The sequence below is a fragment of the Streptomyces kryoterrae genome (genome assembly GCF_054072135.1).
Window position 1 is genome coordinate 4539873 of the sequence record NZ_CM133358.1, and the last position, 13585, is coordinate 4553457.

13 protein-coding genes are annotated in these 13585 nt (G+C 70.9%); 3 read left to right on the top strand and 10 right to left on the bottom strand.

The window, feature by feature from the left end; genetic code table 11:
- The first annotated feature begins 97 nt into the window (after window positions 1-97).
- A complete protein-coding gene (locus tag ACW4TU_RS19425) occupies window positions 98-892 on the top strand; it encodes an SCO4651 family lipoprotein (protein WP_457429197.1) in 795 nt (264 codons plus the stop codon).
- 137 nt (window positions 893-1029) lie between these two features.
- On the opposite strand, the gene ACW4TU_RS19430 is transcribed toward ACW4TU_RS19425, so the two are convergent.
- The 3 genes from ACW4TU_RS19430 to ACW4TU_RS19440 all read right to left on the bottom strand — a co-directional run bounded on the left by ACW4TU_RS19430 (window position 1030) and on the right by ACW4TU_RS19440 (window position 3127).
- A complete protein-coding gene (locus tag ACW4TU_RS19430) occupies window positions 1030-1434 on the bottom strand; it encodes a type II toxin-antitoxin system VapC family toxin (protein ID WP_457429198.1) in 405 nt (134 codons plus the stop codon).
- Window positions 1427-1702, bottom strand: coding sequence for a type II toxin-antitoxin system Phd/YefM family antitoxin (locus tag ACW4TU_RS19435; protein WP_457429200.1), 276 nt, complete (start codon window positions 1700-1702; stop codon window positions 1427-1429). The genes ACW4TU_RS19430 and ACW4TU_RS19435 overlap by 8 nt, the downstream gene beginning before the upstream one ends.
- Window positions 1703-1786: 84 nt before the next feature.
- Complete coding sequence (locus tag ACW4TU_RS19440; RefSeq protein ID WP_457429201.1) at window positions 1787-3127, bottom strand: MFS transporter; 1341 nt, start codon at window positions 3125-3127, stop codon at window positions 1787-1789.
- A gap of 71 nt (window positions 3128-3198) precedes the next feature.
- Between ACW4TU_RS19440 and ACW4TU_RS19445 the strand changes: the two genes are divergently transcribed.
- Window positions 3199-4245, top strand: coding sequence for a GlxA family transcriptional regulator (locus tag ACW4TU_RS19445; protein WP_457429203.1), 1047 nt, complete (start codon window positions 3199-3201; stop codon window positions 4243-4245).
- Between the two features lie 269 nt (window positions 4246-4514).
- Here ACW4TU_RS19445 and ACW4TU_RS19450 read toward each other — a convergent pair whose 3' ends face one another.
- The 3 genes from ACW4TU_RS19450 to ACW4TU_RS19460 all read right to left on the bottom strand — a co-directional run bounded on the left by ACW4TU_RS19450 (window position 4515) and on the right by ACW4TU_RS19460 (window position 7773).
- A complete protein-coding gene (locus ACW4TU_RS19450; protein WP_457429204.1) occupies window positions 4515-5564 on the bottom strand; it encodes a Zn-dependent alcohol dehydrogenase in 1050 nt (349 codons plus the stop codon).
- Complete coding sequence (locus tag ACW4TU_RS19455; RefSeq protein ID WP_457429206.1) at window positions 5564-6715, bottom strand: acyl-CoA dehydrogenase family protein; 1152 nt, start codon at window positions 6713-6715, stop codon at window positions 5564-5566. The genes ACW4TU_RS19450 and ACW4TU_RS19455 overlap by 1 nt, the downstream gene beginning before the upstream one ends.
- 137 nt (window positions 6716-6852) lie before the next feature.
- The gene (locus ACW4TU_RS19460; RefSeq protein WP_457429208.1) at window positions 6853-7773 is read right to left on the bottom strand and encodes an SDR family NAD(P)-dependent oxidoreductase; all 921 of its coding nucleotides are present in this window, start codon (window positions 7771-7773) and stop codon (window positions 6853-6855) included.
- A gap of 106 nt (window positions 7774-7879) precedes the next feature.
- On the opposite strand from ACW4TU_RS19460, the gene ACW4TU_RS19465 reads away from it, so the two are divergent.
- Window positions 7880-8815 (top strand): cyclase family protein, encoded by a 936-nt coding sequence (locus tag ACW4TU_RS19465; RefSeq protein ID WP_457429209.1) that lies wholly within the window; start codon window positions 7880-7882, stop codon window positions 8813-8815.
- A 373-nt stretch (window positions 8816-9188) separates the two neighbouring features.
- Here the strand turns inward: ACW4TU_RS19465 and ACW4TU_RS19470 are convergent, their stop codons facing one another.
- The 4 genes from ACW4TU_RS19470 to ACW4TU_RS19485 form a co-directional block, all read right to left on the bottom strand.
- Window positions 9189-9758 (bottom strand): ATP-binding protein, encoded by a 570-nt coding sequence (locus ACW4TU_RS19470; protein ID WP_457429211.1) that lies wholly within the window; start codon window positions 9756-9758, stop codon window positions 9189-9191.
- Window positions 9759-10272: 514 nt separating this feature from the next.
- Complete coding sequence (locus ACW4TU_RS19475) at window positions 10273-11169, bottom strand: acyl-CoA dehydrogenase family protein (protein WP_457429213.1); 897 nt, start codon at window positions 11167-11169, stop codon at window positions 10273-10275.
- Window positions 11170-11178: 9 nt separating this feature from the next.
- Window positions 11179-12312: an acyl-CoA dehydrogenase family protein gene (locus ACW4TU_RS19480; protein WP_457429215.1), complete on the bottom strand. Its 1134-nt coding sequence runs from the start codon at window positions 12310-12312 to the stop codon at window positions 11179-11181.
- The gene (locus ACW4TU_RS19485) at window positions 12312-13505 is read right to left on the bottom strand and encodes an amidohydrolase family protein (protein ID WP_457429217.1); all 1194 of its coding nucleotides are present in this window, start codon (window positions 13503-13505) and stop codon (window positions 12312-12314) included. The genes ACW4TU_RS19480 and ACW4TU_RS19485 overlap by 1 nt, the downstream gene beginning before the upstream one ends.
- Window positions 13506-13585: the final 80 nt, after the last annotated feature.

Consider the following 13585-nt stretch of genomic DNA (forward strand, 5'->3'; position numbering starts at 1 on the left):
GGGACGAACCCCTCGGGCCCCGTCGCCGCTTCCGTGCGAAGATCTACGGGCCCTGTCGGGCTTCACCCTGCCGCAGTAACGATTCACCGGAGAGCCCATGCGCCGTGCCCACCTTCTCTCCGCCACTGCCCTCCTGCTCTGCACCGCCTGTTCCGGCGGTCCGGACAGTGACTCGGAGGAGAGTGCGAAGAAGGCCGTGGATCACGGGGCGGCCGTACGCGCCGCGATCGAGAGGACAAACGCGGACAGCGCCCGCGTGGACGAGAAGATCGAGCTGAGGTCCGCCGACAGCCCCACCACGTACGTGTTCGCGATCTCCGGCGCCTTCGACCTGGCGGGTGACAGGGGCCGGCTCACGGTGGAGCTTGAGGACAGTGGCATGGATCCCGTCGAGGAGGTCTTCGTCGACGACACCGTCTATGTGCGGGGCTCGCGGGCGTTGGACGAGAGCGAGTGGGCCTCGGCCGACCGGAGCGAGGCCCTGACCCGCTATTTCCTGCGGGCACCACTGAACGACCCCGAGCACCTGCTCCGCCAGATGAAGGCGATGCGGCAGGTGTCGAACGAGGGTACGGAGCAGGTGAACAACGCCCCCGCGGTGCACTACCGGGGCACGATCGACCACGCCACCGCGACACTCCGGATGACGACGGAGACGAGACAGGGGCTGGACGCCCTGCGCGAGAAGCTGGGTGCCGACGTGCCCGTCTACGCGGATGTGTGGGTCGACGGGAAGGGGCGCGCCGTCCAGGCCCGGCTGTCCTACTTCGGCGGCATGAAGGCCACGACGACGATGACACTGTCGGACTTCGGAACGCCGGTGAAGGCCGAGGCGCCGTCGGCCAAGAAGGTCGTCCCCGTGACGGCGGGCGCGGACGTCCTGCTGGCCTGAGCGGGGCAAGCCCTGCACGGGTAAGCCACCTCCTACTCGGCACAGGCCCGGCCCGAGCCCTTCGCCCGTAGGGACCGAGGCCCCTGACGAGCCGCTGCCGCTGAGCTGCCGTGTTCGCGAAACGGGCGGGACCCCCATCAGACGGCGACCACGACCACCGCCCCCTCCAGTCCCTTGAAGTCGTCCGCGTTCCGGGTGTACAGCGGCAGGCCTCTCACCGATGCGATCGCGGCGATCATCAGGTCCATGCGACGCGGACGTGGGTCCCTGTCGGCCGCGATGGTCAGCGCGACCAGGGTGCCGTACCTGGCAGCGGCGTCCCCGTCGAACGGCAGGGGATCGAAGTCCGCGACCGCGGCTCCCAGCTTCTCCATCCGGGCTGCTCTCGCGGCGGGATCCTTCGCCATGGCCACGCCCTGCTGTAGCTCAGCGAGTGTCACGGCGGTGATTTCTGGCGCGATGGGAAGGGCCTCCAGACTGAGAACCCCCAGGTCGATGTAGGTGCCGGTGTCAAGGACACCCTCGGGGAGACGGTCAGTCACGCCTACGCTCCCACGGGTCGTCCTCGACTCGCTCCTCGCCCTCGAACAGCTCGTCCGCCTCCGCACGCATCTGCGCGTAGTCCACACGCGGAAGCATGCGATGCCGGGCCACCAACTGCTCGGCGCCAGGCCTGCGCCGACGCGTCAGTGGGCGCAGTTCGGCGACCTCTGTGCCGTTGCGAGTGATGTGGTACGTCTCACCGGCCTCGACCGCGTCCAGGACGGCGGCGGAGTTGTCGCGGAACTCGCGCTGAGTGATCGTCTTCACCGTACCGAGTGTGGCCCCACGTGTCTCAGCGTGCTACTCCCTTTCACTCCGCGGCGGACGCCTGCCGAACCACCCCCGAACCCCTCAGGCCAGTGCTCCCACCACCCGAGCCGACCCGCGCCGCCGTATCACCAGCGCCATCAACGCCGCCGCCGCGCACAGCGCGCCCGACGCGTACCAGACCACGTCGTACGAGCCGAAGACGTCCCGGGCCAGGCCGCCGAGGAACGCGACGAGGGCCGCGCCGACCTGGTGGGAGGCGAGGACCCAGCCGAAGACGATCGCGCTGTCGTCGCCGTAGTGCTCGCGACACAGGGCGACGGTGGGCGGGACCGTGGCGACCCAGTCGAGGCCGTAGAAGACGATGAAGAAGATCATCGGCGGGTGGACGGAGGGCGCCAGGAGCATCGGGAAGAAGAGGAGCGAGACTCCGCGCAGCGCGTAGTACACCGCCAGGAGGCGGCGCGGGTCGTAGCGGTCGGTGAACCAGCCGGAGGCGATCGTGCCGACCACGTCGAAGACCCCGATGACGGCGAGCAGTGAGGCGGCGGCCGTGATGGGCATGCCGTGGTCGTGGGCGGCGGGCACGAAGTGGGTCTGGATCAGGCCGTTGGTGGAGGCCCCGCAGATCGCGAAGGTGCCGGCGAGGAGCCAGAACGGGCCGGTGCGGACCGCCGAGAGCAGTACCTGGATCGTGCGTCGTGCCGCGCCCTGGACAGGGGGCGGCTTCGGTACGAACTCCTGTGCCCCGTACGGCTTCAGGCCCACGTCCGCCGGGTGGTCGCGCAGCAGCAGCCAGACGAAGGGGATGACCGTCAGGGCCGCGAGGGACACCGTCACCGCCGCCGGGCGCCAGTCGTACGTCTCGATGATCCACGACAGCAGGGGCAGGAAGATCAGCTGACCGGAGGCCGAGGCGGCGGTCAGGATGCCCGTCACCAGGCCCCGGCGCTCGGTGAACCAGCGGTTGGTGACCGTCGCCGCGAAGGCGAGCGCCATCGAACCGGTGCCCAGGCCGACCAACAGGCCCCAGCACAGCATCAGTTGCCAGGCCGCCGTCATCCACACGGTCAGGCCGGAGCCCAGCGCGATGACCGCGAGGGCGACCGCGACGACCCGCCGGATGCCGAAGCGGTCCATCAGCGCGGCGGCGAAGGGAGCCGTCAGCCCGTACAGCGCGAGGTTGATGGAGACGGCGGCCCCGATCGTGCCGCGCGACCAGCCGAAGTCCTGGTGGAGCGGGTCGATGAGCAGTCCGGGCAGGGAGCGGAAGGCGGCGGCGCCGATGATCGTCACGAAGGCGACGGCGGCGACGAACCAGGCCCGGTGGATGGGGAGGCGCGGGGCCCGGCCGGGCTTCCGGAGGCGGCCGGGGGCGTCGGCGGCGTCGGCGGCATCGGGTGTCTGTCTGGAGGTCGTCGTCACGCCGTCCAGCTTCCGAGCTGCGCACTCCCCGAGCGAGTGGCCGGGAGGACAGTATTCGCTAGGATCGGGCCATGGCTCTGTCCCCGAATGACACCCGGGCGGACCCGGACTTCCGCCCCCACCGGGTCGTCGTCCTCGCCCTGGACGGCGTGCTGCCCTTCGAGCTGGGCATCCCGCACCGCATCTTCGGCCGCCCCAGGGACGCCCGGCGCCGGCATCTGTACGAGGTCGTGACCTGCTCGATCCGGCCGCCGGGCCCGGTCGAGACCGACGCCGACTTCGCCATCCAGGTCGCCTGCGGCCCGGAGGCCCTGGCCACCGCCGACACGGTGATCGTCCCGGCGTCGTACGAACTCGGCCCGGTCTTCGAGGAGGGCGTGCTGACCGACGAGCTGGCGGCGGCCCTCGCCCACATCCGCCCCGGCACCCGGCTCGCCTCCATCTGCACCGGCGTGTACGTGCTCGCCGCCGCCGGCCACCTCGACGGGCGTCCGGCCACCACGCACTGGGCCGACGCCGAGCACTTCCAGCGGCTCTTCCCGAAGATCAGGGTCGACGCGGACGTCCTGTACATCGACGACGGCGACGTGCTGACCTCGGCCGGTGTCGCGGCCGGCATCGACCTGTGCCTGCACATGGTGCGCCGCGACCACGGCACCGCCGTCGCCAACGAGGTGGCCCGCCGTACAGTCGTACCGCCCCACCGTGACGGCGGGCAGGCGCAGTACATCCAACGCCCGGTGCCGGAGCCCCAGTTGGCGACCACGACCACCGCCCGTGCCTGGGCGCTCGGCCGTCTCCACGAACCGCTCCAGCTGCGCGACATGGCCGAGCAGGAGTCCATGTCGGTACGTACGTTCACGCGCCGGTTCCGTGAGGAGGTCGGCGTCAGCCCCGGCCAGTGGCTCACCCGGCAGCGGGTGGAACGGGCCCGGCACCTCCTGGAGTCCACCGACCTCTCCGTCGACCAGGTGGCCCGCGACGCGGGCTTCGGCACGGCCCAGTCGATGCGCCAGCACCTACAGGTGACCCTCGGCGTCACCCCCACCGCGTATCGCCGCACCTTCCGGGCCGGGAGCGTCGGAGCGGCAGGGGGCGGCGACCGGATCGCGAGTTGAGCCGAGAGGCCTCACAGAGTCGGCACGATCCACCGAGCCGAGAGGCCCCAGCGAGCCGGCAGGACCCAGCGAGTCGGCACGCCCGGTGGTTACGGCCGTGTCGGCGCCCCGCGCCGCCGAACGGTCACCGGAGCGCGTCTCGCCCCACCACCCGACGGCCGTCAGCACCAGCGTCAGGGCCACCCCGGCCAGGACGGCCGTGGACGGGGCCGCCACCTGGAGCAGGGCGCCCGCGAGCGAACCCGCCCCTCACCCTCCCCCACCGGCGCTCAGAAGGTCAGCACCCCCCGCGCCACCCGCCCCGCCTCCGCGTCCCCGACCGCCTTCTCGAAGTCCTCGACCGGATACGTCTCCGTCACCAACTCGTCCAGCAGCAGCCGCCCTTCGCGGTACAGGTCGGCGTAGAGCGGGATGTCCCGCTGGGGGCGGGAGGAGCCGTAGCGGCAGCCGAGGATCGACTTGTCCAGGAACATCGACGAGACGACGAAGGACGCCTCCGCCGTGGCCGAGGGGACACCGAGCAGGACCGCCTGGCCGTGCCGGTCGAGCAGGTCGACCGCCTGACGGATGAGTTCGACCCGGCCGACGCACTCGAAGACATGGTCCGCGCCCGTCGGCAGCACGTCCCGCACGCCCTCCGCCGAGGTCAGGAAGTGGGTCGCGCCGAACCGCCGCGCCATCGCCTCCTTCGCCGGGTTGGCGTCCACGGCGACGATCCGTGAGGCACCCGCGATCCGCGCGCCCTGGAGGACGTTCAGCCCGACCCCGCCCGTGCCGATCACCACGACGCTGTCCCCGCGGTCCACCCGGGCCCGGTTGAGCACGGCGCCCACCCCGGTCAGCACCCCGCACCCGATGAGCGCGGCGGACGGCATCGGGATGTCCTTCGGGATGCGTACCGCCTGCACGGCCTTCACCACCGTGCGTTCCGCGAACGCCGAGTTGGACGCGAACTGGAACACCGGCCGCCCGCCCCGCGTGAACGGCCGTCCCGGCCGCCCGATGGACTGCCGGCACATGGTCGGACGCCCCCGGTCGCACTCCGCGCACGCACCGCAGTTCGCGAGCGTCGACAGCGCCACATGGTCCCCGGGCACCACATGCGTCACGCCGGCCCCGACGGCCTCCACCACGCCCGCGCCCTCGTGGCCGAGCACGACAGGGACGGGGAAGGGGATGGTCCCGTCCACCACGGACAGGTCGCTGTGGCACAACCCCGCCGCCGAGATCGCGACCAGCACCTCCCCGGCTCCCGGATCCCTCACCTCCAGATCGTCGACGACCTGGATCTGCTTCCCGTCGAACAGCACACCGCGCATCAGACGACTCCCTTGGGCTCCCTGGGCAGACCGAGCACGCGCTCGGCGATGATCGTGCGCTGGATCTGGTCGGAGCCGCCGTAGATCGTGTCGGCCCGGGAGAACATGAACAGGTGCTGCGCGTCGTCGAGTTCGTACGGCGCCGTGGCCGACCAGTCCACCGGCCCGACCCCGGCCCCCGCGCCCCGCACGAGCATCGCCAGCTCTCCCAGCCGCTGATGCCACCCGCCCCACAGCAGCTTGGCCACGCTCGGCGCGCCGGCGTCCCCCGAACCGCCCAGCGTGCGCAGGGCGTTCCAGCGCATCACCCGCAACTCGGCCCACTGGCGCACGAGTCGCTCCCGTACGACGGGATCGGCCACCGCGCCGCTGTCGACGGCCGCCCGGACCACCCGCGCCAACTCCCCAGCGAACCCGATCTGTTGGGCCAGCGTGGACACGCCACGCTCGAACCCGAGGAGACTCATCGCGACGCTCCAGCCGGCGCCCTCACCCCCGACGAGGTGCTCCACGCGTGCGTGTGCCCCGTCGAAGAAGACCTCGTTGAATTCGCTGGTCCCGGTCAGCTGCCGGATCGGCCGGACCTCGATCCGCCCCGGCTGGTCCATCGGAACGAGCAGAAAACTGAGCCCGTGATGACGCACCGACCCCGCTTCCGTCCGGGCGAGCACGAAGCACCAGTCCGCCTCATGGGCGAGGGACGTCCAGATCTTCTGCCCGGTGATCCGATACGTCCCGTCAGTGGCCCGTTCGGCCTTCGTGCTCACCCCGGCCAGGTCGGACCCCGCGCCGGGCTCGCTGTAGCCCTGACACCAGAGTTCCTCGCCCGCGGCGACCGGCGGCAGAAACCGGGCCCGCTGCTCGTCGGTGCCGTGCGCGAGAAGCGTGGGAGCGAGCAGGTTCTCCCCGATGTGCCCCGACCGCGTCGGCGCCCCCGACCGGGCGTACTCCTCGGCCCACACGACCTGTTGGGTGAGACTGGCGGCCCGGTTCCCGAACCCGGACTCCCCCCAGGAAAGCCCGATCCACCCGGCCTTCCCAAGAATCCGCTCCCAACTACGCCGATCAAGAGCCCCGTCAACATGCGCGCAAAGCCAAGCCCGAGCCTCCGCCCGGAACTCCTCATCACCGACGCTGACCCCAAAGTCCACAGACCTCTCCTCTCAACACCGGCACCCGCACACACACCCACCCAGGGGCGCGGGGCTGTACCGATTTGCGGCTCCGCCGCGTGGGCGCGACCAGCCACAACGCACCCGCACCCGCCGAACCCACACGCACCCCCGAGCTACTGGGCGTTGGGCCGATCCCCATCCCGCGCGGCACGCTCCATCTCCTCCAACCGCACAAGCATCGGCATCGGATCCACCCCCACAGACCCCGGCAGGAACTCCGCGATCGTCTCCGGCGTCCACCCGCCGGAGGCAGACGCGTACGCCGCCCGCAACTCCCTCGGCTGCGCCCACACCGCGATCTTCGGCCCCGCGACCGTGTAGACCTGCCCGGTGATCCGCTGCTCCTTCGCCCGGTCGGACAGCAGATACACGACCAGGGCCGCCACATCCTCCGGCTCCCCGATCTCCGCCAGCTCCATGGGCACGTTCGCCGACATCCGCGTACGCGCGACCGGGGCCACCGCGTTGGCGGTCACCCCGTACTTGTGAAGCCCCAGCGCGGCACTGCGTACGAGCGAGATGATCCCGCCCTTCGCAGCGCTGTAGTTGGCCTGTGACACCGACCCCTGGTGGTTGCCGCTGGTGAAGCCGATCAGCGTCCCGGCCCGCTGCTTCCGCATCACCGCCGAAGCCGCCCGGAACACCGTGAACGTGCCCTTCAGATGGGTGGCGACGACCGGATCCCACTCCTCCTCGGACATGTTGAACAGCATCCGCTCGCGCAGGATCCCGGCGACGCACACGACACCGTCCAGGCGCCCGTACGACGACAACGCCACGTCCACGACCCGCTGGCCGCCGGCCATGGTGGACACGTCGTCGGCCACCGCGACCGCGTCGCCGCCCGCCGCCTCGATCTCCTTGACGATGCCCTCGGCGATCTCGCTCGTCGGTGAGGCGCCGTCGATGGAGACCCCGTAGTCGTTGACGACGACGCGCGCTCCCTCGGCCGCCGCACCCAGTGCCACCGCCCGGCCGATTCCCCGGCCCGCGCCCGTCACGGCGACGACCTTGCCTGCCAAGAAGTTCCCCATGTCCGGCCCCTTCCCGCGGTTTCTGACGGACCGTTAGATTTTATGACCCGTCGGATATCCGGAGGCAAGCCCCGGGAGCGACCGGACTCCAGGAAGGACCGGACTCATGTCATTGCCGGCCGAGTTCCACGCCATCGCCAAACGCGTGAACAACTGGGGGCGTTGGGGGGCGGACGACGAGATCGGCACCCTCAACCTCATCACCGACGCCGTCGTGCGCGAGGCCGCCGCGACCGTCCGCAGCGGTCACCGCGTCCCCCTCGCCCTCCCGCTCCAGCAGGACGGCGTCCAGACCGGGGCGATTCCGGGCCGGGTGAACCCCGTGCACGCCATGGTCCAGATCAACCAGGAGCTGTTCGGGCCGCCGGGCGGCGGAACCGTCGCGACCAGCGACGACGTCGTGACCCTGGGGCTCCAGTGCGCGACCCACTGGGACGCCCTCGCCCACGCCTCCCACTCCGGGAAGCTCTACAACGGGCGTCCGGCGGCGACGATCACGGCCCACGCCGGCGCCGAGTTCGTCGGCATCGACAAGGCCCGGCACGTCGTCTCGCGCGGGGTGCTGCTGGACGTGGCACGTGCGCGGGGGGTCGACCGGCTCGGCGGGGGGCACGCGGTCACCCCGGAGGACCTGGACGCGGCGGAGGAGTTGGCGGGCACGCGCGTGCGTGCCGGTGACATCGTGCTCGTACGGACCGGGCAGATCCAGGTGTACCTGGCCGGGGACAAGCACGGGTACATGTATCCCTCGCCGGGGCTGTCGATCCGTACGCCGGAGTGGTTCCACGCGCGGGATGTCGCGGCGGTCGCGAACGACACGATCACCTTTGAGATATTTCCGCCGGAATCGAATGATCTGTGGCTGCCCGTACACGCGCTCGACCTGGTGGAGATGGGGATGCCGCAGGGCCAGAACTGGAATCTCGAAAAGTTGTCCACAGCCTGTGGACAAGAAAACCGGTACGAGTTCCTGCTGTCGGCGACACCGGAACCGTTCACGGGCGCCACGGGCAGCCCCGTGGCGCCCGTGGCGATCCTCTGACCCCTGCCGGCCGGCCGGCGGCGCGCCATTGCCCACCCCAAGTACGGCATCGCGCGCCGCCACCCGCCTTCGGCGTTCCCGCTCCACCCCCCCGGGCCCTGAAGGAGCCGACGCCGAACACACGAACCGCACTCGCCGAGGGCCCCCGTCACCGGACCCTCGCCGTCCCCTCGCGGCGGATCGCGCTGAACACAAGCGTGTTCACGCGGTCACGTCACGTCAACACCCGTTCGGAGATTTATCGCTTAAGCCCGTTTTGCGACAACCGCGCACAGGGGCACACCCCGGCGCACCGCACCACACCCGGCCCAGAAACCGGGACACCTCTGCGGCCGTGCCCCGCCGAGCGCCGCACCGCCAGGACCCTTGGGGGTCAGACGGCTTCGTACGCCGCCATGCCCCCGTAAGCGGAAGCGGTACGCGCGGAAGCGGCCGTGGCGACCACCGGCGTGGCCACCGAAGCGGCGGCCGGAGCGGCGACCGAACTTCCGCCTCCACGCGATGCGGGAGCCGGGGCCGGGCAGCGGTCCAGTTCGCACCAGATGCGCTTACCGACGCCTTCGGCGCTCCACCCCCACCGGTCGGCGAGCCCGTCGACCAGCTCCAGCCCACGCCCGTTGGTCTCGTCGCCTTCGGCATGCCGGGGCACGGGAGGACAGTCGCTCAGATCGACGACCTCCAGCCGCACGATCCCGCCGGCCACACCCGGGGCACCCGACCGCGATCCGCACTCGCCCGCGAACGACAGCCGCAGCACCGCCGGACATCCGGTGTGCACCACCGCGTTGGTGACGAGTTCCGAGACGAGGAGGATCAGCGTCTCGGCCAACGGCTCGTCGTCCGCGACCCCGGACCCGGCAAGCCGCGACCGCGCCCATCTCCGGGCCCGCCCCACCTCCGCGGGGTCGGGCCGGATCTCCAGCTGCACTTGAAGCACCTGCACCGCTCACACCATCCGAACCGGCGGACACATCGCCTCGCGCCGCACGAGGGCCACGATCGTAGCCATTTTCTGCATGCCCAGAACAACGGTTGGGCCCACGGCCAGATCGGGGATCACAGAACGTGATTCCCTTACGAGAAAGCATGGTTGACGTACAGTCACGCCAACAAGCGCTTCGGGCATATTCCAACGCGAAGGAGTACGCCTGCGGCATACTGTGCGACGCTCGCCGCGGGGAGTCGAACAGGCGGGCAGGGAACTCCGGCCCGCCCCACGAGCGGCGCGCACCGCCGAATCCGGGGCCGCCTCAGGGGCAACACCGGGATGGCTCGACCTCGGAACCACTCGCATGCCACAGAAGGTACCGGAGCGAACACACGACTCCGGGCCGTGACGAGTCACCCGTAGGACACAACCCGGTATCGACGCTCAGTGACCGCACAACGTCTGGGTCACATTTCGATCGCGCCACGATCAGCGACACCAATCCGGCCAGTCCCGCTCCAGCCGCCGGTCACCGCACCTCGGCCAGTAGCGCGGCGGCGAGCACCTCCTCACATTCCGTCACCGAGCCGGGTCGCCGGGCCCGTACCCACGCCCGCTTCAGATACAGATGGACGTCCGACTCCCAGGTGAAGCCCATCCCGCCGTGTACCTGGAGGCAGTCGCGGGCGCCGCGCACGGCGGCCTCGTCGGCGAGCAGCCGGGCCGCCGCGATGTCCGCCGGATCGACGGTGACGGCAGCCGCGTACACCGCGGCCCGCGCCACCTCGACCCGCACCAGGATCCCGGCACACAGCTGCTGCACCGCCTGGAAGGCCCCGATCGGCCGCCCGAACTGCTCACGGGTCCGGGCATGTTGCACGGCCAGCTCACACACCCGGGCGGCGCTGCCGAGCTGTTCGGCGGCCGTGAGGAGAGAGGCCAGGGTTACGTCCGTACGGTCGCCGGAGTCCGGACCGGCCACCTGGTGCAGGGGCGTGAGCGGATCCACCGACCGCATCGGCACCGCTCCGGCCGCATTCCCTCGTACGACGTCGGCCGCTCCCAGCCACTCCACCACCCCGCCCCCGTCGACGCCGGTCACCACCGTCTCCCCCGTCGCCGCCCCCGGGACCTCCCCGGCCGCGAGATGCGTGGCGATCAGCGGCCCGGGCAGCAGCACCCGCCCCGCCTCCTCGAACGCCAACACCGCCTCGGGCAGCCCGAGTCCGACCCCGCCCGCCGTCTCCGGCAGCCGCAGCGAGAAGAACCCGGCGGTCCCCAGCTCCCGCCACAGTCCCCGGTCCAGCTCGGGCACCTCGGCGACGTCCATGGCCGCCCGCAGCCGCTCACGCCCGAACCGCGCCGCCAGCAGCCCTCGTACGCCCTCCCGCAACGCCCTCTGGTCCTCGGTGAGTTGGAAGCGCATGTGCGAATGTCACCGTCCTTTCGGCAGTCCCAGAACGCGTTCGGCCACGATGCTGTGCTGGATCTGCGAGGTGCCTGCGGCGATGGTGTACGACAACGAGGACAACCGGTCGAGCACCCACGGCTGTTCGAGATCCAGGGCCGCACCGCCCTCCCCCAGCACCTCGGCAGCCGCCTCGTACAACTCCTGCCGGGCGTGCGAGTACCGCAGCTTGAAGACCGACCCGCCGACCCCGGGCACCCCCTCGCTCGCCCCGCTCACGTTCCACTGCGTCAGCCGCCACAGCGCCCGGAACTCGGCGTTCAGCCGCCCGAGCCGGCGCCGCAGTACGGGGTCGTCCCAGCGCCCGTTCTCCCGTGCGGCCAGGGCGAGTTCGCCCAGCACCCGGCGGCAGGCCACCACCTCCCCGACGAAGGCCGTACCGCGCTCGAAGGACAGCGTCACCATGGTCACGCGCCAGCCGTCGTTCTCCTCGCCGACCCGGTTGGCGACGGGCACCCGGACCTCGTCGAGGAAGACCTCGGCGAACTCGTTCGACCCGGCGAGCGTGCGCAGCGGCCGTACGGTGATGCCCGGCGCGTCCATCGGCATGGCGAGCCAGGTGATCCCGCGGTGCTTGGGCGCGTCCGGGTCGGTCCGCACCAACAGCTCGCACCAGTCGGCGACTTCGGCGTGCGAGGTCCAGATCTTGGAGCCGCTCACGACGTAGTGGTCGCCGTCGCGCCGCGCGCGTGTACGCAGCGCCGCGAGGTCCGAACCGGCGTCCGGCTCGCTGAACCCCTGGCACCAGACCTCCTCGCCGCGCAGCACCGGCGCCAGCCAGCGCGCCCGCTGTTCGTCCGTGCCCTCGGCTGCGATGGTCGGCCCGGCGTGCAGCAGTCCGACGAAGTTCGCGCCCACATAGGGCGCGCCGGCCTTCTCCGTCTCCTCCAGGAAGATCATCCGTACGGCGGGGTCGGCACCCCAGTGGACCTCGCCGTACCCGGCGTCGTACAGCGTCCGCTGCCAGCCGAGGTCGTACGCGCGCCGCCCGGGCCAGTCGTCGGGCGAGGGCTTTACCGGCAGCGAGGGGAGCGATTTCGCCAGCCACTCCCTCAACCGCGCCCGGAACTCCGCCTCTTGGGGGGTGTCGGAGAGGTCCACTACTTGTCCAGGTCGAGGCCGAGCATGCGGATGGCGTTGCCGCGCATCAGCTTGTAGACGGTCTCGTCGTCGAGGCCCTTCATATGGTCGAGGGCGACCTCCTTGGTGTGCGGGAAGGTCGAGTCGACGTGCGGGTAGTCGGTCTCGAAGGTGGCGTTGTCCCGGCCGACGACGTCGATCGAGGCGACGCCGTGCTTGTCCCGGAAGAAGCAGCAGAAGATCTGCCGGTAGTAGTACGTCGACGGGGGTTCGGGGATCAGATCCCTGACCCCACCCCACGCGCGGTGCTCCTCCCACACGTCGTCGGCACGCTCCAGGGCGTACGGGATCCAGCCCATCTGCCCTTCGCTGTAAGCGAGTTTGAGTGCCGGGAACTTCACCAGGACCCCGGAGAAGAGGAAGTCCATCATCGACGCCATCGCGTTGTTGAAGCTCAGCGAGGCCTGTACGGCGGGCGGCGCGTCCGGGGAGGCGGCGGGCATCTGGCTGCTGCTGCCGATGTGCATGTTGACGACCGTCCCGGTCTCCTCGCACACCGCGAAGAACGGGTCCCAGTAGCCGGAGTGGATCGACGGCAGCCCGAGGTGCGTCGGGATCTCCGAGAACGTCACCGCCCGCACCCCGCGGGCCGCGTTGCGCCGGATCTCCGCGACCGCCAACCCGATGTCCCACAGCGGGATCAGGCACAGCGGGATCAGCCGGCCGCCGCTGTCGCCGCACCACTCCTCCACCATCCAGTCGTTGTAGGCGCGCACGCACGCCAGCGCGACCTCCTTGTCCGCGGCCTCGGCGAAGGTCTGCCCGCAGAACCGCGGGAAGGTGGGGAAGCAGAGCGAGCCCTCGACGTGGTTGAGGTCCATGTCCGCGAGCCGGGCCTTCGGGTCCCAGCAGCCGCGCCGCATCTGCTCGCGCGTGATGCCGTCGAGGGTCATCTCGTCCCGGGAGAACCCGACGGCCGCGATGATCCGCTTGTACGGGAACTGCAGGTCCTCGTACTGCCACCAGTCGGTGACCGGGCCGTCGGGGTCGGTTGTGATCCGGTATTTGCCGCCCACGTAGGCGAGTTCGCCGATTCCGGCGGTGAAGGGCTTCGGCCCCCTGTCCCGGTACTTGGCCGGCAGCCAGGTCTCGAAGAGGTGCGCGGGTTCGATCACGTGGTCATCGACGCTGATGATGCGGGGCAGTTCGGTCATGGGTCCCCTCCGCCTGGCCGTTCGGTGATTATCTGACGGACCGTCAGGTCCAGCCCCCTAGAAGGTTAGTCCCGCGCCTA